This window comes from Streptomyces justiciae, from assembly GCF_015163075.1.
Classification (GTDB): Bacteria; Actinomycetota; Actinomycetes; order Streptomycetales; family Streptomycetaceae; genus Streptomyces; species Streptomyces justiciae.
This window is the reverse complement of record NZ_JADDXU010000003.1, coordinates 448385-468238: the sequence shown is the minus strand read 5'-3', so window position 1 is coordinate 468238 and position 19854 is coordinate 448385. Positions and strand designations below refer to the sequence as shown.

Below are 19854 nucleotides of genomic sequence, written 5' to 3'. Positions count from 1 at the left end.
GCGGATCAGTTGGTGGTGGCGGACACGGGCTCGGGCGTCTGGGCCGCCGGAGTCTCCGTCTGCCGTACGCCGGGCTTGGCGCCCAGCACCAGGACCGCGCCGAGGACGGCGACGGCGGCACAGACGGTCCAGTGCAGCGGGGCGTTGATGCCGTAGAGGAGGCCGCCGACGGCCGGGCCGAGGGTGCCGCCGAGGGTGTGGGCGAGGCCTTCGGCGCCCTGGTAGCGGCCACGCAGGTGGGCCGGGGAGAACTCGGCCGGGTAGGCGTTGGCGATCGGGGTGTAGATGGTCTCGGCGACCGTCCACAGGACGACCGTCAGGGCCAGCAGCCACACCGCGTTCATCGCGCCCGTCAGCCCCATGCCGGCGCCGAGCAGCAGCAGGCCGAGGGCGATGACGCGGCGCGGGTCGCGGCGCTCGGTGTGCCGGGTGAGGGGCAGCTCGATGACCACGCACAGCAGGGCGTTCAGCCCGAGGAGCAGGCCGTAGACGGTGTTGGAGAAGCCGGCGTCGGTGACGTGCAGGGGGAGCGTCGCAGTCGTCTGGCCGTAGACGAAGGTCGCGGCGACCATCGACAGCAGGAACAGCACGTACGGGCGGTCGGTGAAGACCTCGCGGTAGCCGCCCTTGCCCGCCGCCTCGGAGGCGGTGACCGGGGCCTGTGCCGGGCGGCCGGCCGGCAGGAGCAGCAGGGCCAGGGTGCCGAAGGCGACGGAGAACAGGGCGTCGCCCGCGAAGACGTACGTGTAGGAGTGGCCGCTGAGCAGACCGCCGACCAGCGGGCCGACCGCCATGCCGACGTTGACGGCGAGGCGGAGCACCGCGAACGCCATGACCCGCTGCTCGCCGTCGACGACGTCGACGAGGAGCGCGCCGGCCGCCGGGCGGTACAGCTGGGCGAAGACGCCGACCAGGCAGACCAGGGCGGTCGTGGTGACCAGGCCGTCCGTGAAGGGGACCGCGGCGGTGGCCGCAGCCGAGCCGAACATCGACACCGCGATGGCGCTGCGGCGGCCGAACCTGTCGGCGACCGTGCCACCGATCATGTTGCCGACGAAGGTGCCGAGGCCGACCGCGGCGACCGCGAGGCCCGCCTGTGCGGTGGAGTAGCCGCGGGAGACGAGGAAGAGCACGAGGAAGACGTTGAGGAAGTTCCCGAACTTGATCAGGAACATCCCCGCGAAGATCACCCAGGCGCTGCGCGGCAGTTGGCGCAGGCGCTGGTGAAGGGGGGCGGTGTCCGCCATGGGTGGGGCTCCTTCAGGAGGGGAGGTCGGAAGGGGCGTCGGCCGCCGGTACGCGCCGCGCCGCCACCAGCACGCAGACCAGCAGGGCGTAGGCGGCGGCGGTGGTGACGGCGAAGAACGTGGCCGCGCCGTCGAGGAAGGCACCGGCGCCTTCGGTGGTCTCACCCATGGGCACGACGTAGGCCTCGAGGGTGATCTTCAGTCCCGCTCCGATGAAGGTGAGCAGGAAGGCGGCGGTGGTCATCACCAGAAGGAACTGACGAGTACGGGGCTCATACATGGCGGGCTGGTCCTTGGGGGATTGGTGACTTTGTTTCACGCCGGGCGACGGCGACCTGCGGTTTTACGGCACCCAGGTGACACAAACTCACCAATCACCTGGGCTTGGGCGTCAGCCGGCTGCCGGGGCCAGCTCCTTTTCCTCCAGCGGGGCTTCGGGCGCCGCCGTGGTGTCCGTCGGGGGTACGCGGCTGGCCAGGACCAGGACGCAGGCCGCCGCCGCGAGGGCCGCGCAGCCGAGGGTGACCGGGGTGTAGCTGTGCGTCGAGTCGGCCATCAGGGCGCCGACCTCGCTGGTGAGGGCGGTGCCGAGGGCGTGGACCGTCCACACCAGGCCCATGCCGAAGCCGCGCACCTCGACGGGCAGGACCCGGGCCGCCCACATGGTGGTGGCGATGACCGTGGCCAGGTAGCTGATGCCGAAGACGATGCCGAAGGCGATCGCGACCGTGCCGGTCGGCGTGAGGGCGACCAGCAGCATCGCCACCCCGCGCACCGCGTACGCGCTCAGCAGCACCGCCTTGATCCGGCCCCGGTCGCACAGCCAGCCCGCGAGCAGTCCGCCGGCGATCTCGAAGACGCCGAGCAGGGCGACGGCGGTGGAGGAGACGGTGTGGCCCAGGCCGTGGTCGTGCATCAGCGGGATGAAGTGCACGTCGATGAAGGCCATCGTGGCGCCGCAGGCGAACATGGCGAGCGCGAGCCGGCGCAGGTCAGCGTTGCGGGTGGTGAGCCGGAACCGCTCGGCGAAGGACAGCCGGACCGGCGACTCGTCCGGCACGGCGGCTTCCGCGTCCGCCGACGTCACCTTGCCCGACGCCCGCGCCACCAGCAGCGCGACCGGCGCCAGCACGAACAGGAAGACCAGGCCGACCACGAGCAGCACGTTCTCCCAGCTCGCCCAGGTGCCGAGCCAGGACCACAGCGGCACCAGGACGACGAAGCCGACGGCCGCGCCGTTGGTGAGCAGCGCGTACATCAGGCCCTTGCGGCCGTCGCGGAAGAGCTCGTCGACGAGGACGCCGAGCGGGACGTACGACAGCATCGTCGAGGCGAGCGCGGCGACGACGGCGTACACCGCGACGAACAGCCACAGCCGGCCGGCAAGCGCGCAGCCGACGAGGGCCGCGCCGGACAGGGCGGTGCCGACGGCGAGGGTGGCGGCGCCGCCGATGCGGTCGGCGATCGCGCCGACCAGCGGGGAGGCCACGGCGACGGTGACGGCGAAGAGCGTGGTCGCCCAGGCGAGGGCGCCGCGCGAGCCGCCGAAGGTGTCGGCCATCGGCACGAAGTAGACCTGGACGGTGTTCTTCAGCGCCGAACCGGCGAGGGTCAGCAGGAAGGCCGCGGCGCTCAGCACCAGCAGCAGAGCCCGGACGTTGGGCTTAGACATGGGTCACCTCGGGGGCGGAGGACGAGGACACGGGGCGGCCCTCGGGGTCGAAGGGCTGCCTGAAGTCGAAGGCGTGCGCGCTGGGACCGTGCGTGTCCAGGTGCTCGAGGCGCCGGCAGGCCTCGGTCCAGGTGGGGATCTCGGTGTCGGCCACCCACCAGGCCGCGTACAGCTTGTGGGGGATCTGGGCGAACCAGCGGCGGCGGTCGCGCAGCGCCTGCCGGTGCAGACCGCCGTACGCGTACGCCTTCACGGAGGCGAGGTCGGTCCACAGCGAGAGGGTGGAGGCGCGGGTGTCGGTGTCGTCGGTGCGGCCGCCGGTGTAGAAGGCGGGCGCGTCGAAGAACCCCCAGTCGCCGTAGTCCCGGCCGAAATTCGTCCACTTGGTGTCGACGACGTCGATCGCGGTGGCGCGGGCGATGAAGCCGGGGCTGGTTTCCGAGGCGCCGAAAACCAGTGGTTCGAGTGCGTTGAAGTCGTCGTTCGACAGGTGCGGATACGGCTGCTTGAGCACGGCGAACGTAGTCATGGCGATCCTTGGCATGACCTCGATGTTCCCGGTGCGGCAGCGGCGTAGGAAGGGGAACGGGCGGGCACCAAAGTGCGTGGCACAAACGTGCCAGGGGGGCTTTTCCGGTGGCCTGCTGGATCAATTGTGCCGGGCATTCTTGTGCCACCTGGAAAGTATTTTCCCGGCGGAATTCATGGACCAGAGTTTTCGCCATGACCCAGCAATCAGCGACCTCGCGATCAACCGGTGACCCCACGCTGCTCGTCGTCGGCGGCCGGATCCAGACCCTGCGCAAGGCGGCCGCCCTCGGGATCCGTTTCGTGCTGATCCAGCACCAGGACCACTTCGTGCCGGAGGCGGCGAAGCTCGCCGAGGCCGTGATCATCGCCGACTACACCGACTGGGAGACCACCCGCCCGCTGATCGAGGCCGCGCACACCGCGTACGGCTTCACGCGGGTGGTGTCGATCACCGAGCCCGGTCTGGTGCCGGCCGCGCGGATCAGCGACCACCTGGGACTCGGCGGGACGACCGAGCGGACGGCCGAACTCCTGCGGGACAAGCGGGCGATGCGTGAGCTGCTGGCCGCCTCGGAGGACACCCGGGACCTGTCGGTCGCCGCCGCCGAGGTGACGAACGCGGAGGACCTCGTCGCCTTCGGCGCCGCGCACGGCTACCCGTTCGTGCTCAAGCCCGCCGACGCCACCGCCAGCCTCGGGGTCGAGCGCATCGACGGGCCCGAGCAGGCCGCCGCCGCGTGGGCCGGAGTAGAGGCACTGCGGGCCCGCACCGACCTTCAGTGGGGGAACTTCTTCCACATCGAGCGCTTCCTCGTCGAGCAGTACATCTCCGGCCCGGAGTTCAGCGTGGAGTCGTTCTCCTTCGCGGGCCGGCACGTGGTCCTCGCGATCACGGAGAAGCTGACCGGCGGCGAGAACGGGTTCATCGAGTTCGGGCACGCCCTGCCGGCCCGGCTCACCCCCGAGCAGGAGCGGAGCGTCGAGGACACGGTCGCCCGCTTCCTGGACGCCCTCGGCCTCACGGACGGCGCCGCCCACACCGAGCTGCGGCTCACCCCCACCGGCCCGAAGATCATCGAGAGTCACAACCGCATGGGCGGCGACCGCATCTTCGACCTGCTGAACGCCGCCTACGGCATCGACGTCGAGGAGTGGATCGTGGCCTGGCAGTTCGGGCTGATCCCGGCCCTGGACGCCCGCCCGGTGCCGGGGCGCTCCGCCGCCACCCGCTTCCTGTCCGCCCGCCCCGGCACGGTCGTCGAGGTGCAGGGCGTCGAGGAGGCCAAGCAGCTGGCTGACGTCATCGACGTCGAGACCACCGTCAAGCCGGGCGACGTCCTCGGGGAGCTGCGCGGCAACTGGGACCGCGCGGGACAGGTGCTGACCACCGGTCCGGACACCACGGCGGCGATCGAGACCGCCGAGGCCCTGCTGGAGCAGATCACCGTCGTCACCGTCGAGCTGTCGCAGGAGGTCGCGGCATGAGCGGCGCGAAGATCCTGCTGATCATGCGGAACACGTACGCGTGGCACCGCGAGCACATCGAGACCCTGGAGCGGATGGGTCTGGAGATCCACCTGGCGACCGGCGTGAAGCAGGCCGCCGCCGACGGCCGCTTCGCCTCCGTGATCCCGGTCCCGGAGGAGCTGGAGGGCGAGTCGATGGCCGCCTTCTGCGCCGACGAGGCCCGCAGGCTGGGCATCGCCACCGCGATCACCTTCTACGACAGCGACATCGCCGTCACCTCCCGCACCAACCAGCTGCTCGGCCACTCCTGGCCGCGCCCCGCCGCCGACGCGATCTCCCGGGACAAGAAGCTCCAGCGCACCTTCCTCACCGAACACGCCCTGCCCGCCCCGCAGTTCGCCGGGGTGAGCGGCGTCGAGGCCGGCCTGGAGGCGGCCGAGGACTTCTCGTACCCCTTCATCGTCAAGCCCAGCGCGCTCGCCGCGAGCATCGGCGTGAGCCTGGTCCGTGACCGGGACGAGCTGGAGCGGGCGCTGACCGACGTGGCGCGGCTCGCCGAGGAGTGGGGCGGCTACTTCCCCAGCGACGGCCCCGAGATCGCGCTGATCGAGGAGTTCCTGCCGGGCAAGGAGGTCACCCTCGACGGGGTCGTCGTCAACGGCGAGTTCCACCTCGTCGGCGTCACCAACAAGATGCAGATGCCCGGCCCCTACTTCGAGGAGGACTTCTACACCCTGCCCTTCCGCACCCCGGAGGAGGAGCCGGAGCTGGTCGCGGTCGCCGAGGGCATCGTCGCCGGACTCGGCGTCGAGCACTGCCTGTTCAACGCCGAGTTCCGGCAGGACGCCCAAGGCCGGTACCGGGTCGTGGAGTTCGCCACCCGGATGAGCGGCGGCCAGAACTACCGCAACCTGCGCGAGGTGCACGGCATCGACGCGGTACGGCTGTACGCGAAGGCCGTGCTCGCCGGGGACGACGAGGCCAAGCGGGCCGCCGTCCTCGACGGCGAGGTCCGCAGGGCGGCCACGCCCCGCGCCGCGACCTGCATCAAGTTCGCCTACCGGACCGGCACGCTGGTCCGCAACAACCCCGGCGACGCCTACCACTCCCCGTACTTCCGCTCCTACATCCCCGCCTCCAAGCCCGGCGACCGGCTCCGCCGCGCCCCCGAGGGCTGGTACGAGATCGCGGGCTCCCTCGCCGTCGCCGCGCCCTACCGCAGCGTCGAGGACGTCGACCGGGTGGAGCGGATCGCCGCCGAACTCGACGAGCAGCTCGACGTCGTCATGGTGCCGCCCGTGGTCAGGGGCGCCGCGTGATCTTCCGCATGGGCATCACCGAGCCCACCGCCATCGACCCGTACAAGGCCCAGGAGGGCGAGGGGATCCTGGTCTGCAAGGCCCTGTTCACGGGCCTGCTCGCGCTCGACGAGGACGGCGGGCTGATCCCGGCCACGGCTCGGGAATGGGAGGCCGACCCGACCGCCACCACCTGGACCTTCCGGCTGCGCACCGACACCGTCTTCAGCGACGGCGAGCCGGTCACCGCGCACAGTTTCGTACGCGGCTGGCGGCGCGCCCTCGACCCCGAGGCCAACACCGAGACCGCCTACCACCTGGCGGGCGTCCGGGACTTCACGGCCGTGGACGACGCCACGCTGGTCGTCGAACTCACCGAGCCCGACGTCCAGTTCGACCTCAAGACGCTCCAGCCGGTCTTCTTCCCGGTGCCGTCCTGGACGCCGGCCGCGCTGGAGACGTCGTACAACGATCTCCCGGTCGGCAACGGCCCGTTCGTGATGGACGGACCCTGGCGGCACGGCGAGGCGATCCGGCTGCGGCGCAACGAGCGGTGGTTCGGGCCGCGGCCCGAGATCGACGAGATCCACCTCGACATCCTCGACCCGGTCACCGCCCTCGACGACGAGTACGCCCGCTTCGTCGACGGCACCTACGACTACGCCCGCATCCCGCCGGCCCGGACCAAGGAGGCTTCCGAAAAGGCCGGTTACCTGGAGCAGGAAGGCGCCGGGCTGTTCTACCTCATCCCCTTCTGCCACCAGACGCCCATGGGCTCGGTGGACGCCCGCCGGGCGGTCTCCGCCGCCATCGACCGGCAGGGGCTCATCGACACCCACTTCCACGGCAGCCGTACGGCCGCGCACTCGCTGCTCTCGCCGTGGTTCGGCAAGGCGCACACCCCGCGCGCGGAGATCGAGGACGACTGGACGGCGTACGACCCCTCCAGGGCCAGGGAAGCGGCCCGGCAGGCGGGGCTCGGGCCCGGTACCCGCGTCGACCTCGCCTACAACACCGGCGCCGGGCACGACGACTGGGTGATCGCTCTGGCCAACGGGTTGGAGCAAGTCCACGGCTGGCGGGTCGAGTTGCTGCGCACCGACGCGCGCGGACTCGTCGACCACCGCACGTCGATCGCGGCGGCAGGTCTGTGCCGCGCCGGGTGGGCCTGCGACTACCCCACCCCCGACAACATGCTCTTCCCGCTGCTGCACTCCTCGTGCACCGCCCCCGACGCCGAGGGCACCGCCCACGGCGACAACGAAGGGCGGTACGTCGACGCCGAGTTCGACGCCCTGGTGGCCCGCGCCCGCGCCGCCACCGACCCCGCCGAACGCGTCGACGCCTGGCGGCGGGCCGACCGGATCGCGATCCGCGACCTCGCCCTGATCCCCCTCTGGTACCGCACCGACCAACGCGTGTACGCGGCCGACCGCATCGGCGGCCTGCGCATCGACTTCGACGGCAACCCGACCTTCACGACTGTCACTTCAAGGAGCACTCAGCGATGACCAGCCGCACGTCCACTCCTGTCTACGACATCCTCGGCATCGGCTTCGGACCCGCCAACCTCGCCCTCGCCATCGCCCTGGAGGAGCGGAACTCACCGCTGACGGCACGCTTCCTGGAGGCCCGGCCGAGTCCGGAGTGGCAGCCCGGGATGCTGCTCGACGGCTCCGACATCCAGAACCACCCCAGCCGAGACCTGGTGACCCTGCGCAACCCGCGCTCCCGCTACAGCTTCCTCAACTACCTGCACGAGCAGGGCCGGCTGCTGCGCCACCTGAACCTGCCCTCGGAGTTCCCGCTGCGCAAGGAGTACGCCGGGTACATCCGCTGGGCCGCCGGCTTCTTCTCCCACCTCGTCGACTGCAACCAGCGGGCCGAGGGCCTGGAGGTCGTGGAGGAGAACGGGGAGCGGCTGTACGAGGTGACGACCATGTCGGGCCGCCGCTACCTCGGCCGCACGCTGGTCATGGGGCCGGGCCGGACGCCGTACATTCCGGCGCCTTACGACACGCTGCGCGGCGACCGGGTGTTCCACCTCACCCAGTACCTGCCGAAGCTGGCCTCGCTGACGGCTTCGGGCGAACCGGCCTCGGTCGCGGTCATCGGCGGCAGCCAGAGCGCGGTGGAGCTGGCGCTTGACCTCGGGCGGCGCTTCCCGCGGACGCGGGTCACGACGTACACCCGCTCCCACTCGCTGCGGCAGAAGGACACCAGCCCGTTCAGTGAGGAGGGGTACTTCCCCGAGTTCACCGACTACTACTTCCGGGCCTCGCGCGACGGCAAGAAGGCGCTCGACGCCTACATGCACCCGACGAACTACTCGTCCGCCGACATCGACGTGCTGCGGGAGCTGTACCTGGAGATCTACGAGCAGGAACTCGACGGCGACCAGCGGCTGTTCGTGCGCGGCAACCTGGAGGCCGTGTCGGTGGCCGAGGCCGACGGGCGGGTGAACATCGACTTCCGGGAGCGCAACACCGGAGAGACGGTGACGGACTCTGTCGACTTCGCCGTGCTTGCCACTGGGTTCCGGAACATGGGGCCGGGGGCGCATGAGGAGCTTTGCCCGCCGTTGATGGCCGGGCTGGCGTCGCGCTTCGCGAAGGAGAGCGACGGGCGGCTGGAGGTCTCCGGAGACTACGCGCTGATGCCGGTCGTCGACGGGACGCCGCCGCTGTTCCTCAACGGGCTGTGCGAGTCGAGCCATGGGATTGGTGACGCCGGGTCGTTCAGCTTGCTGTCGCTTCGGGCGGCGACGCTTACGGATTCGTTGAGTGCGGTGCTGTCCAGTAACGACCGGAGCGCCGTGCTGGCTGCGGCCTGATGCGCGTGTGCCGGTCCGTTGTGGCTGGTCGCGCAGTTCCCCGCGCCCCTAGGTATCCCTCACCGACGTAACTGGAGTGCTTGACCCTCATGACCGCAACCATTGATCACGCCGCTCCCACCTCCCCTGGCTACCCGGGACCCTTCGTTTCCGGCACCCTTCCCGGGCCCCGCAGCGCCGAGCTTCTCGACCGGCAGGCCGCTCGCGAATCCAACTCACGCTCCTATCCGCGAAAACTCCCCATAGCCATACGACGCGGCAAGGGGAGCTACGTAGAGGACCTCGACGGGAACGTCTTCCTCGACTTCCTCTCCGGGGCCGGCGTGCTCTCCCTCGGGCACAACCACCCCGAGCCGCTCGCCGCCGCGCACCGGCAGCTCGACGAGTTCGTGCACGGGCTGGACTTCCCGACCCCCATCAAGGACGAGTTCACCGAGCTGACCATCGGGATGCTGCCGGCGCCGATGCGGGAGCGGACACGTATCCACTTCTGCGGGCCCACCGGGGCCAACGCCGTCGACGCCGCGCTGAAGCTGTGCAAGACCGCCACCGGCCGCGAGGAGGTCATCACCTTCCAGGGCGGTTTCCACGGCGCCACGATGGCCGCGATGAGCGTGACCGGGCTCGTCGAGCAGAAGGAGCCGGTACGCGGCCGGATGCCGGGCGTGCACTTCTTCCCGTACTCCAACTGCCACAGCTGCCCCCTCGGCCTCAAGCGCGAGAACTGCGAGGTCAACTGCGCCACCTTCCTGGAGCGCGCCCTGACTGACGTCAACGGCGGCATCACCCTTCCCGCCGCCGTGATCATGGAGCTGGTCCAGGGCGAGGGCGGGGTCATCCCGGCCGACGTGGAGTTCGTGCGGCGGGTGCGTGAGGTCACCCGGCGGCTCGGCATCCCGATGATCGTCGACGAGGTGCAGAGCGGCTGCGGCCGTACCGGCACCTGGTTCGCCTTCGAGCAGTACGGCATCGAGCCCGATGTGGTGTGCGCGTCCAAGGCGCTGAGCGGCATGGGCCTGCCGGCCGCCGTCATCCTCTACGACGGGAAGCTGGACGCCTGGGCGCCGGGCGCCCACACCGGCACCTTCCGCGGCAACCAGCCCGCCTTCGCCGCCGCCGTCGCCACGATGAAGGTGGTCGAGCGGGAGCGGGTCCTGGAGAACGTCCGGGCGCGGGCCGAGCAGCTGATGGTGCACCTCCAGGGGCTGCGCGCGGTGAGCCCGTACGTCGCCGACGTGCGCGGGCTCGGGCTGATGACCGGTGTCGAGCTCAACGACCCCGTCACCGGGCAGCCCGCGACCAAGCTCGCCAAGCGCGTGCAGTGGGAGGCCGTCAGCCGCGGGCTGATCCTCGAACTCGGCGGCCGTGACGACTGCGTCGTGCGCATGCTGCCGCCCCTGAACTGCTCCGAGCAGGAGATCGACATCGCCGGACGCATCCTGCGCGAGGCCCTCACCGCCGCCGAGGAGGCCCTCCGATGAGCATGAGCCCGTACGACGTCCATGATCTCGTCGTCGCCGGGTTCGGGCCCTCCGGGATCGCGCTCGCCGCCGCCGTCGAGGACCACGACGACGCCCACGGCGGGGTGCTCAGCGCCCGCTACCTGGAGAAGGCCGCTGACTCCGCCTGGCAGCCCAACCTCGTCCTGCCCGGCACCGACATCCAGCACCACTTCCTGCGCGACTTCGCCACGCCCCGCGACCCGCGCTCCCGGTTCGGGTTCCCGAGCTATCTGCACCAGACCGGCCGCTTCTACCCGTTCACGCTGATGGGCGGCTACCCGAGCCGCCTGGAGTGGTCGGACTACGTGCAGTGGGCGGCCGGGCAGGTGCGCGGCCGGGTCGACTACCACCGCGAGGTGCTGTCGGTGGAGCCGGTGGTGGGGGACGACGGGCGGGTGCGCAGTGCCCGGGTCGTGGCGCGTGATCCCCGGGACGGTTCCGTGCACAGCGTCGAGGGCCGCAACATCGCCCTCGCCACCGGTCACGAGGCCTACGTCCCCGAGGTGTTCCGGCCCGCGCTCGGTGAACGTGTCTTTCACGCGAGCAAGTTGCTGCCCTCCCTGGCCGGACTCGGCCGGCTGGACCGCGTCGCCGTCATCGGCGCCGGGCAGACCGCCGGTGAGATCGTGCTGCACCTCGCCGGTCTCCACCCCGACGCCCACATCCACTCCCTGGTCCGGCACGCCGGCTTCCGGATGTACGAGCTGGGCCACTTCAGCAACGAGGTGTACTTCCCCGACGAGACCGACTACTTCTACGCGCTCGGCGACGAGGAGCGCGAGCGGGCTCTGAACCAGGCTCGGGCCACGAACTACGCCGCCGTGGACCCCGATGTCTCCACCGGGCTCTACCAGGCCGTCTACCAGGACCGGCTCACCGGGCGGCAACGGCTGCACATGCACCGCCGCACCGATGTGCGGGGGGTCTCCGTCATCGGGGACGTCGTACGGCTGGAGACCGAGGAGGTCTTCACCGGCGAGCGGAGCGTCATCGAGGCCGACGCCGTCATCGTCTGCACCGGCTACCGCGAGGCCGCCTTCCCCCGCCAACTGGAGGCGTTCAAGCCCTACTTGAAGTTCGACGCGCAGGGCCGCCCCGATGTCACCCGGGCCTACCGCGCCGAGACCACCGACGACTGCGAGGTGGGTCTCTACCTCGACGGCCTCACCGAGTGGCGGCACGGCATCGGCTCCGCCACCTCCTTCAGCCAGATGGCCGCCAAGGCCGACACCATCCACCGCGACCTGCGCAGCCGACTGCGGCAGCCCGTCGCCGCGTGAAACGGGGGAACCCATATGAGCGAGAAGAAGAGCTTGATGCACGTGTTCACCGCCCACGAGGACGACATGGTCTTCGAGGAGCCGTACAACGTCAGTGGCCGGCGCATCTTCCCCTGGCCCGGCGCGGTCGAGGAGCCCTTCTGGGGCGGTGCCTGGGTGGACGTGGCGCCCGGCGAGACGTCCACCGCGCACAACCACGACGAGAACGAGATGTTCTTCATCACCGAGGGCAGCGGTGTCATGCGCATCGGCGACGAGACGCGCCGGGTGCGGGCCGGGGAGACGGTGTTCATCACGCCGTACCAGGACCACGACCTCACCAACGACGGCGAGACCCGGCTGCGGTTCGTCACCATCTGGTGGGGCGGCGCCGAGGCGATCGCCCGCGAACGCGCCAAGTGGGCCGCCGTGTTCGAGATCGACGACCCGTCCGGTCCGGTCAACTCCCGTGTGGTGGCAGGGGTGTCCGCCTGATGAGTCCCATCGTGCACGCGCACGCCGACGCGGTGGTCGTCGGCGGCGGGGTGATCGGCGCGGCCATCGCGCACCAGCTCGCGCTGGCCGGACTCGGCCGGATCGTGCTGTGCGACCAGGGCCGGGTCAACGCCCAAGGCGCCACGTCCCGTTCGGGCGGGCTGCTGCGGCTGCACCACACCGCTGTGGCCGACACGCGGCTCGCCGCGCGCTCCCTGCCGGTGTTCGAGCAGTGGGCCGACGTCATCGGCGGCGACTGCGGCTACCGGCGCACCGGGTTCGTGATGATCGTCGGCGACAACCACGCCGAGGACCTGCGGCAGAACGCCGCCGCGACCACCGATGCCGCGGGGCATCGGCGGGTGGAGGTCGTCGACCCGTACGAGCTGAAGGAGATCTATCCCGGGCTCAGCACCGAGAACGTCGCGCTGGCCGCCTACGAGCCCGAGGGCGGCTACGCCGACCCGATGATGGCCTCCGGGGCGCTGCTGGCCGCCGCCTACCGGCTCGGGGTCTCCCCGTCCGAGGGCATCCGGGCGATGAAGGTCCTGGAGCACGCCGGTGTCGTCACCGGCGTCCTCACCTCCATCGGCCGCATCGACTCGCCGCTGGTGGTGCTGGCGGGCGGCGCCTGGGGCTCGGCCCCGGCCGAGTACCTCGGCGTGCACATCCCGGTGACCGCCCGCCGGATCGGCCTCGCGCAGGCCGAGCTGCCGGGGGCGGGGCGGCGCGGCTCGCGGGCCTCGGTGCCGACCTGCATCGACGACACCACCGGCTCCTACTTCCGGCCGGACGGCCTGGACCGCTTCTACTTCGGGGTGCCCAGCAAGCCGGACACCGAGCTGGGCCGGGACGTGGAGCCGCTCACGCAGGCCGAGTTGGAAGCGGCGATCAACGCGATCGCGGTCCGGGTCCCGCAGGCGGCCACCGCGCCCCTCGCCGGCACCCGCTCCGGCCTCGACGGCTACACGCCGGACAAGCGCCCGGTCGTCGGCGCCGCGGGCCCCGACGGGCTGTACCTCGCCCTCGGCTTCAGCGGCGGCGGCTTCAAGATGGCGCCCGCCGTGGCCGAGCTGGCGGCGAAGGAGATCATCGAGGGCGGCGCCGTACCCGGCAAGGCGATCCAGGAGCTCCTGGAGCCCTACCGTCCGCAGCGGTTCCTCGCGGGACGGCCGGTCAGACCGGAGGCGCCGTATGACCACATGTGAGAAGGGGCCGCGGCTGCGGGCGCTGCTCGCCGAGGACATCGCCACCGTCCTCGCCAAGGACCCCGCCGCCTCCTCCCGTGCCGAGGTGCTGCTCTACCCGCACATCCACGCCCTGTGGACGTACCGGGTCGCGCACCGCCTCTGGCAGCGCGGGCACCGCTTCACCGCCCGCGCCCTGTCGCTGCTGGCCCGCGCGGTCAGCGGCATCGAGATCCACCCGGGCGCGCGGATCGGCCGCCGCTTCTTCGTCGACCACGGCACCGCCGTCGTCATCGGCGAGACCGTCCGCATCGGCGACGACGTGATGCTCTACCACCAGGTCACGCTCGGCTCGGTCGGCTGGTGGAAGGACCTGCGCCGCCCGGCCGGGTCCCGCCGCCACCCCGTCGTCGGCGACCGCGTGATCATCGGCACCGGCGCCAGCGTCCTCGGCCCGGTCACCGTCGGCTCCGACTCCCGCGTCGGCGCCCACGCCATCGTCCTGGACGACCTCCCGCCGCACAGCCGCGTGGTGGCACCGACCTGCGAGGTGCTCCCGGCGCTCGACACGAGCGCCGTGCCGGAGCCCGCCCTCAACCAGCTCGCATCGTAAGGACTTCGAAGACCATGACCTCGTACGTCGTCACCAGCGCCCCGCCCAACCCCAACGGCGACCTCCACCTCGGCCACCTCTCCGGCCCGTTCCTCGGCGCCGACATCCTCAGCCGGCACCTCCGCCAGCGCGGCCACGACGTCCGGTACGTCGGCTACTCCGACGAGCACTCCTGCTACGTCCCGCGCCGCGCCGCCGAGATCGGCTCCACCGCGTACCCGACCGCGAAGCTGTTCGGCGACCGCATGGAGCAGACGCTGTCGCTGGGCTCCATGCACCACGACTGGTTCACCCGCCCGCTGACCGACACCACGCACACCGAGTTCGTGCAGCGCTTCTTCCTGGAGCTGTGGAACGCGGGCGCGCTGAAGGTCGAGGAGCTGCCCGTCTTCCGCTGCGAGCCCTGCGACCGCTACCTCTACGAGGCCGAGGTGCGCGGCGAGTGCCAGTTCTGCGCCGACCCCTCCGACGGCATCTACTGCGAGGCCTGCGGTCTCGCCCAGGACCCGGCGGGCCTGGCCAACCCCAAGTGCACGTCTTGCCGGCAGGAGCCGGGCCTGACCACCCTGCGCCGGATCGTGTTCCCGCTCGACGACTACCGCGACCGCCTCCAGGCCTACTACGCGGACGCCCAGTCGAAGGCGGAGTGGCGCCCGCGCCTGATCTCCTACCTGGACGGCCTGTTCGAGCGCGCCCTGCCCGACACCCCGATCTCCCGCGAGGCCGACTACGGCATCCCGGTCCCGCTGGAGGGCTGGGAGGGACACATCCTCGACACCTGGTTCAGCGGCATCTTCGGCTACGCCGCCGCCACCGCCCGCCTCTCCGAGGCCAACGGCGACAAGGCGGAGTGGGAGCGCCTGTGGACGAACCCCGACACGAAGATCGTCAACTTCATAGGCTTCGACTGCTCGTTCTCGCACGCGGTGCTCTGGCCGGCGCTGCTGCTCGCGCAGGGCACGCTGACCCTGCCGAGCCAGGTCGTGATCAACGAGTTCTACCGGCTGGAGGGCGACAAGTTCTCCACCAGCCGCGGCCACGCCATCTGGGGCGGCGAGTTCCTGCGCCGCGTCAACGCCGACGCGCTCCGCTTCCACCTCGCGCTGACCGGCCCCGAGCGGGAGCAGAACAACTTCTCCATGAAGGAGTTCGCCGACACCGTCAGCACGGTCCTGGCGGGTGGCATCGAGCGCTGGACGGACACGGTCCTGGACCTGCTCTCGCAGGACTTCCAGTCGGTGGTCCCGGAGACGGCCCTGTCCGTCACCTTCCTCGACGAGGACCGCGCCGAACTGCCCGCCCGCATCGCCGCCGCGCTCGGCGCGGAGACGTTCTCCCCGCAGAAGGCCGCCGCCGAACTGGCCGTGATCGTCGACCGCGCCGTCGACGACCTGCGCCAGCTGTCCCTGGTCCGGGCCGCCGGCCCGCGCGAGGAGTACGCTGCCCGCCTCGTCGCCCACCTCGAACTCCTCGCGGCGGTCGCGGTCACCTCGGCCCCCCTGATGCCGGGCTGGTCGGCCCACCTCGCCGGACAGCTGGGCGTACAGGTGGACATGACGACGCAGATGCCCAAGTGGGCGGCGCTGGACGACCGCTTGGTCCCGGCGGGCACGCAACTGCCGGACGCGGCACCGCTGTTCTTCCACGAGCTGTCATGAAGGGTGGGGGTGCGGGGGTGCGAGCGGCCGGTGCCGCACCGGACGCCGGGGCCGGATCGGCTGCCGGGCCCGGATCGGGTGCGGGCGCCGGGACGTCGGCTGCCGGGCCCGGATCGGGCGCGGGGGCCAGCTCGTCGGCTGCCGGGGTCGGATCGGGTGCGGGGGCCAGGACGTCGGCTGCCGGAAACGCCGCGGCCGGGGCGAGTTCCTCGGTGAGTGCCGGGTTCGGGGCGGGCGGCCCGATGGCCACCGACGCGGGTCTGCTCACTCCGTCCGCGGCCCCCGGCGCGGGCGGCCACGCACTCGCCGCGGCCGGTGCGCGTGCCCTCGGCGCGGCCGGGAGCCGTGCTCTCGTCGCCGTCCTCGGCGCGGGTGTTCTGCTGCTGCCCGCCGCTCTCGCTCCCGCGCCGGTCGGGTGGTCCGTGGTGGTCGCGCTCGTGGTGATCATCTGGTGTCTGCTCGTCGCGGGTGCCGGGGGTACCGCGCGAGGCGGGGCGGTCGGGTTCGTGCGGCGGCGGCTGGGGTTCCGGGCCGCGCGGGTCGTCACCGGGCTGTACTTCGCTGGGTTCGCCACCGGGCAGGCCGCGGTCGCGCTGACGGCCGGGGAGTTCGCGGCCCGGGTGTCGGGGGACGCCTTCGTGTGGGCCGTCGCCGCGCTGCTCGCCGCCGCCACCTGGGCCACCTACCGGCCCCGCCCGCTGTCGACGCCGGTACGGCGGCTGCGGCTGGCGGTCGTGCTGGCGACGGCCGGGGGATGGTGGGCGCTGGGCGGGGCCCCCGACGCGACCGCCTCCTGGTGGGTGCTGCTCCCGCTGCTCTTCGGCTGGGTCGGCATCGAGAGCGCCGTGCCCGCAGGCGCGGTACCGCAGCGCACCGCCCTCGCGGGCACCCTCCTCGGCGTCACGGCCGCCGCCGCCCTGTACGCCGTACTCCTGCGACCGCCCGCTCCCCTCGCCGACCTCCCCCTCGCCCCCCTCGCCCTGCTGAGCGCCCTCGTCCTCGCCCTCTACTGCCGCACCAACCTCCAGGCCACCGGCGCCCGTTGGCACGAACTGACCGGCCGGCCGCAGGCGGAGGGCACCGCCACCGCCGCCACCCTCGCCCTCGTCACCCTCACCCTCGCCCATCTCGCGGGCGGCACCACCGCCGTCCTGCTCCTGCTGCCCGGCAGCGCGACCGCGGCGATCCTCGCGGTCGTCGCCGTCGCCGCCGTACGCACCCTCACGAACCGACCCAAGGAGAAGTCCCATGACCACGACCACCACCGCCCCCTCGAAGGTGCTGCGCGTCCCCGCCGCTGATCCCGCCGAGGCGCTCGCCCACTTCCGTGGCCGGCTGTCCTTCGAGGCGGACGCCTCCGACGTGCACGCCGACATCGAGTCGGGCGCGAAGGGGTTCGTGCTGATCGACACGCGCAGCACCGAGGCGTGGGAGCAGGGGCACATCCCGGGGGCCGTGCATCTGCCGACCGACGAGATCGCCGAGCGGGCGGCCGAGTTGGTGCCGGCCGGGTCGCTGGTCGTCACCTACTGCTGGGGGCCCGGCTGCAACGGGGCCACGCGGGCCGCGTACGCCTTCGCCGGGTTCGGTTACCCGGTGAAGGAGATGCTGGGCGGCTTCGAGTACTGGTCCCGCGAGGGCTTCGAGGTCGAGGACGCGGCCGGCGTCCGCAAGCAGGCGGTCGACCCGCTGACGGCACCGGTCAGCGGGATCGCCTGCGCCTGCTGAAGACCCGATACCCAAGTCCCCTTACCCAAGTCCCCTTACCCAAGTCCCCTTACAACAGCCCGTGTTCGACGGCCCGCTGCCCGAGCTGGAAGCGGCTCTGCGCGTCCAGTTTCTCCATCAGCTCCGAGATCAGGCGCCGTTCGCTGCGCAGCGAGATGCCGAGGCGGCGGGCGGCGGCCTCGTCGGTGTAGCCCTGGGCGAGCAGGCGGAGCAGTTCGCGGGGCTGGGAGCCGGGGTCGTCGAGGCTGCGGCGGGCCGGTTCGCCGAAGGGGGTGGCCGTCGCCCACACGGCGTCGAAGAGGGCGCAGAACGCGGCCACGGCGCCCGGTTCGCGCAGCAGGACCGCGCCCAGGGAGCTGTCGGCGGGGTCGATCGGGACGAGGGCCTTCTGCCGGTCCAGGATGATCATCCGCATCGGCAGCGAGGGGACGGTGCGCAGCTCGCCGTTGTGCTCGGTGAGCCAGCGGGCGTGTTCGACGCTGACCGGGTCGTTGCGGAGGGAGTCCTGATAGACGCCCTTGACCTTGACCCCGCGGTCGAGGAGCCCGGTGGTGATCGGCTCGCTGGCCTCGAACTGGGCCGCGGGCTGGGGGCCGCCGGGGTGGAAGCTGATGATCTCCGTGCGGACGTCGGCGGTCAGCTCGGTGATCTTGGCGCGGACCGCGTCGACCCCGAGGAATCGTTCCGCCCCCTGCTCGGGCTCCTCCGGGTGCAGCTCGGCGTACTGGGTGAGCAGCGCGTCGGCGGCGGCCTGGCTCTCGGCGAGGGCGCGCTGCCGTTCGACGATCTCGGCCTGCTGGTGGGCGAGGAGGGAGTCGAGCGCCGCCTTGGGGGCGACCACGCGCAGCCGGCCGTCCCGGCGCCAGGTGGGGGTGAGGAGGGAGAGGCGGGTCAGTTCCTCCAGCTCCTCGCGGCACTTCTCCTCGGTGACCCCGAGTTCTTTCGCGGCATCCGCGACGGCCAGATCCGGCCGTCTGAGGATGGCCCGATACAGGCGGTCGGACTGCTCGGTCAGTCCGAGAGAAACCAGCACGCAAGCCCCCCAGCTTCGTGTCACGGAGCGACGGCGGGTCCCGACAACGCTGGCGGCACATGGGGGACGGGCCCGTCCCAGCCCCGGCGCGGCCACTCCGTGGGTCAAGTCATGCGGAGGGATTGTGCCGCTGGACGGGGTCCCACCACAAGCCTGTCCGGGGAGCGGACGCGCAGGTCAGCAGCATGACGTGATCATGCTCGTGGCGGGCTTCGCAAGATCGCCCCGGACGGCTGTGAAGATCCCGTGCCCGCGCATCCGACCCCGCGGGCCGTGCACTGGCACACATGTGCCAGATCGTTTCGTGCCACGGAAAACACGCGACTCGAGGATCACTCGAACCCCACTATGGAGTCACGCCGAACCGCCCGGAACGGCCCAACTCCCGCTAAAACACCACTACTTGGGGGAACCAAATGCGCCGCACGCTCGCCACGCTCGTCGCCGTCACCGCCGCCGCCCTGATCGCCGTCCTCGGCGCGAGCGACTCCGGTACCGACGCCCGGACGACCACCGTGGCGACCGCGACGGTCACCGACCCGGGCTGGTCCTAGTCCACATCTCACCCCCGAGAAGGGGCCCGGAACCGCCACACGGTTCCGGGCCCCTTCACTTTTTGTTCATCTGCGGCCTGGGCATGGCGGACTCACAGCAGCCGTACAGACCGCTCGACGTCTCCGCACAGCGGCCGTGGTTCTCATGGAGTCGTACAGACCTACCGGAAGCGCTGGAGGAAGCGATGGTTGTCGCCGTGTCGTTCGCACTGTTGCTCATCGCGGGAGCGGTGTTCGCGGTCGTCGCGCAGCGGCGGCGGGCTGTCGAGACACCGAGGCCGGAGCCGGTCCCCGAGAGGGATGACGTACGGAACGACGCCGAACAGTGGGTCGACCGGCTCGGCGCCGGCCTGTCCGGGCTCGACCCCGGGCACGACCGTGCCGCCGCGCAGGCCCTCGCCGACGCCACCGAGCGGTGCCGGACGGCGCGGGCGCAGCTGGCGGACGGCCGGTACGCGCAGGTGGCGGTGACCGCCCTGGAGGGCCTGCACTACGCCCGCGCCGCCCGCACCGCCCTGCGCCTCGACCCCGGCCCGCCCCTGCCGGGCCTCGGCACCCCCGCCGTGACCGCCCACGACGGCCGCGTGGTCGTCGACACCGTCACCTACGTCGTCTCCAACCGGTGGCGCGAGGTGACGCCGTACTACTACGCCGGTGGCGTGGTGAGCGGGCGGCGGGTGCCCGGGGGGTGGTACAGCGCCCCGTGGTGGGCGGCTACGGCAGCGCTGGCGCCCGCGATGTGAAAGCGCCCGGGACCAGCGGGCCCCGGGCGCCTCC

19 protein-coding genes are annotated in these 19854 nt (G+C 71.8%); 14 read left to right on the top strand and 5 right to left on the bottom strand.

The features are described 5' to 3' along the window. Positions 1–5 precede the first annotated feature (5 nt). The 4 genes from IQ210_RS10460 to IQ210_RS10445 form a co-directional block, all read right to left on the bottom strand. Positions 6–1247 (bottom strand): MDR family MFS transporter, encoded by a 1242-nt coding sequence (locus IQ210_RS10460; protein WP_194078632.1) that lies wholly within the window; start codon positions 1245–1247, stop codon positions 6–8. A gap of 13 nt (positions 1248–1260) precedes the next feature. Then, the gene (locus IQ210_RS10455) at positions 1261–1491 is read right to left on the bottom strand and encodes a hypothetical protein (protein WP_194078631.1); all 231 of its coding nucleotides are present in this window, start codon (positions 1489–1491) and stop codon (positions 1261–1263) included. A 147-nt stretch (positions 1492–1638) separates the two neighbouring features. Beyond that, positions 1639–2919 (bottom strand): MFS transporter, encoded by a 1281-nt coding sequence (locus tag IQ210_RS10450; RefSeq protein WP_194078630.1) that lies wholly within the window; start codon positions 2917–2919, stop codon positions 1639–1641. Further along, complete coding sequence (locus tag IQ210_RS10445; RefSeq protein ID WP_228047428.1) at positions 2912–3448, bottom strand: DUF3291 domain-containing protein; 537 nt, start codon at positions 3446–3448, stop codon at positions 2912–2914. The genes IQ210_RS10450 and IQ210_RS10445 overlap by 8 nt, the downstream gene beginning before the upstream one ends. Before the next feature lie 194 nt (positions 3449–3642). Between IQ210_RS10445 and IQ210_RS10440 the strand changes: the two genes are divergently transcribed. The 12 genes from IQ210_RS10440 (at position 3643) to IQ210_RS10385 (ending at position 17490) form a co-directional block, all read left to right on the top strand. Then, positions 3643–4935: an ATP-grasp domain-containing protein gene (locus tag IQ210_RS10440; RefSeq protein WP_194078628.1), complete on the top strand. Its 1293-nt coding sequence runs from the start codon at positions 3643–3645 to the stop codon at positions 4933–4935. Next, the gene (locus tag IQ210_RS10435) at positions 4932–6236 is read left to right on the top strand and encodes an ATP-grasp domain-containing protein (RefSeq protein WP_194078627.1); all 1305 of its coding nucleotides are present in this window, start codon (positions 4932–4934) and stop codon (positions 6234–6236) included. Before IQ210_RS10440 ends, IQ210_RS10435 begins: the two co-directional genes overlap by 4 nt. Beyond that, complete coding sequence (locus tag IQ210_RS10430; protein WP_194078626.1) at positions 6233–7726, top strand: ABC transporter substrate-binding protein; 1494 nt, start codon at positions 6233–6235, stop codon at positions 7724–7726. The genes IQ210_RS10435 and IQ210_RS10430 overlap by 4 nt, the downstream gene beginning before the upstream one ends. Continuing rightward, the gene (locus IQ210_RS10425) at positions 7723–9048 is read left to right on the top strand and encodes a lysine N(6)-hydroxylase/L-ornithine N(5)-oxygenase family protein (protein WP_194078625.1); all 1326 of its coding nucleotides are present in this window, start codon (positions 7723–7725) and stop codon (positions 9046–9048) included. The genes IQ210_RS10430 and IQ210_RS10425 overlap by 4 nt, the downstream gene beginning before the upstream one ends. An 89-nt stretch (positions 9049–9137) precedes the next feature. After that, positions 9138–10529, top strand: coding sequence for a diaminobutyrate--2-oxoglutarate transaminase family protein (locus IQ210_RS10420; protein ID WP_194078624.1), 1392 nt, complete (start codon positions 9138–9140; stop codon positions 10527–10529). Beyond that, entirely contained in the window at positions 10526–11830 is a 1305-nt protein-coding gene (locus IQ210_RS10415) for a SidA/IucD/PvdA family monooxygenase (RefSeq protein ID WP_194078623.1), read from the top strand. The genes IQ210_RS10420 and IQ210_RS10415 overlap by 4 nt, the downstream gene beginning before the upstream one ends. 15 nt (positions 11831–11845) lie before the next feature. After that, positions 11846–12304 (top strand): cupin domain-containing protein, encoded by a 459-nt coding sequence (locus IQ210_RS10410; RefSeq protein ID WP_194078622.1) that lies wholly within the window; start codon positions 11846–11848, stop codon positions 12302–12304. Continuing rightward, on the top strand, positions 12304–13512 hold the full coding sequence (locus IQ210_RS10405) for an NAD(P)/FAD-dependent oxidoreductase (RefSeq protein WP_194078621.1): 1209 nt from the start codon (positions 12304–12306) through the stop codon (positions 13510–13512). Before IQ210_RS10410 ends, IQ210_RS10405 begins: the two co-directional genes overlap by 1 nt. Then, a complete protein-coding gene (gene epsC / locus IQ210_RS10400; RefSeq protein ID WP_194078620.1) occupies positions 13499–14104 on the top strand; it encodes a serine O-acetyltransferase EpsC in 606 nt (201 codons plus the stop codon). Before IQ210_RS10405 ends, epsC begins: the two co-directional genes overlap by 14 nt. A gap of 14 nt (positions 14105–14118) precedes the next feature. Then, positions 14119–15762 carry a methionine--tRNA ligase gene (locus tag IQ210_RS10395; RefSeq protein ID WP_194078619.1) on the top strand — a complete coding sequence of 548 codons (1644 nt, stop codon included), beginning with the start codon at positions 14119–14121 and terminating at the stop codon, positions 15760–15762. Between the two features lie 212 nt (positions 15763–15974). Further along, a complete protein-coding gene (locus tag IQ210_RS10390) occupies positions 15975–17063 on the top strand; it encodes a hypothetical protein (protein WP_194078618.1) in 1089 nt (362 codons plus the stop codon). Then, complete coding sequence (locus IQ210_RS10385) at positions 17011–17490, top strand: rhodanese-like domain-containing protein (protein ID WP_194078617.1); 480 nt, start codon at positions 17011–17013, stop codon at positions 17488–17490. Before IQ210_RS10390 ends, IQ210_RS10385 begins: the two co-directional genes overlap by 53 nt. A gap of 49 nt (positions 17491–17539) precedes the next feature. Here IQ210_RS10385 and IQ210_RS10380 read toward each other — a convergent pair whose 3' ends face one another. Further along, the gene (locus IQ210_RS10380; RefSeq protein ID WP_194078616.1) at positions 17540–18523 is read right to left on the bottom strand and encodes a helix-turn-helix transcriptional regulator; all 984 of its coding nucleotides are present in this window, start codon (positions 18521–18523) and stop codon (positions 17540–17542) included. Between the two features lie 416 nt (positions 18524–18939). Between IQ210_RS10380 and IQ210_RS10375 the strand changes: the two genes are divergently transcribed. Next, positions 18940–19077 carry a hypothetical protein gene (locus IQ210_RS10375; protein WP_194078615.1) on the top strand — a complete coding sequence of 46 codons (138 nt, stop codon included), beginning with the start codon at positions 18940–18942 and terminating at the stop codon, positions 19075–19077. Between the two features lie 197 nt (positions 19078–19274). Continuing rightward, positions 19275–19820, top strand: coding sequence for a hypothetical protein (locus tag IQ210_RS10370; RefSeq protein WP_194078614.1), 546 nt, complete (start codon positions 19275–19277; stop codon positions 19818–19820). Positions 19821–19854: the final 34 nt, after the last annotated feature.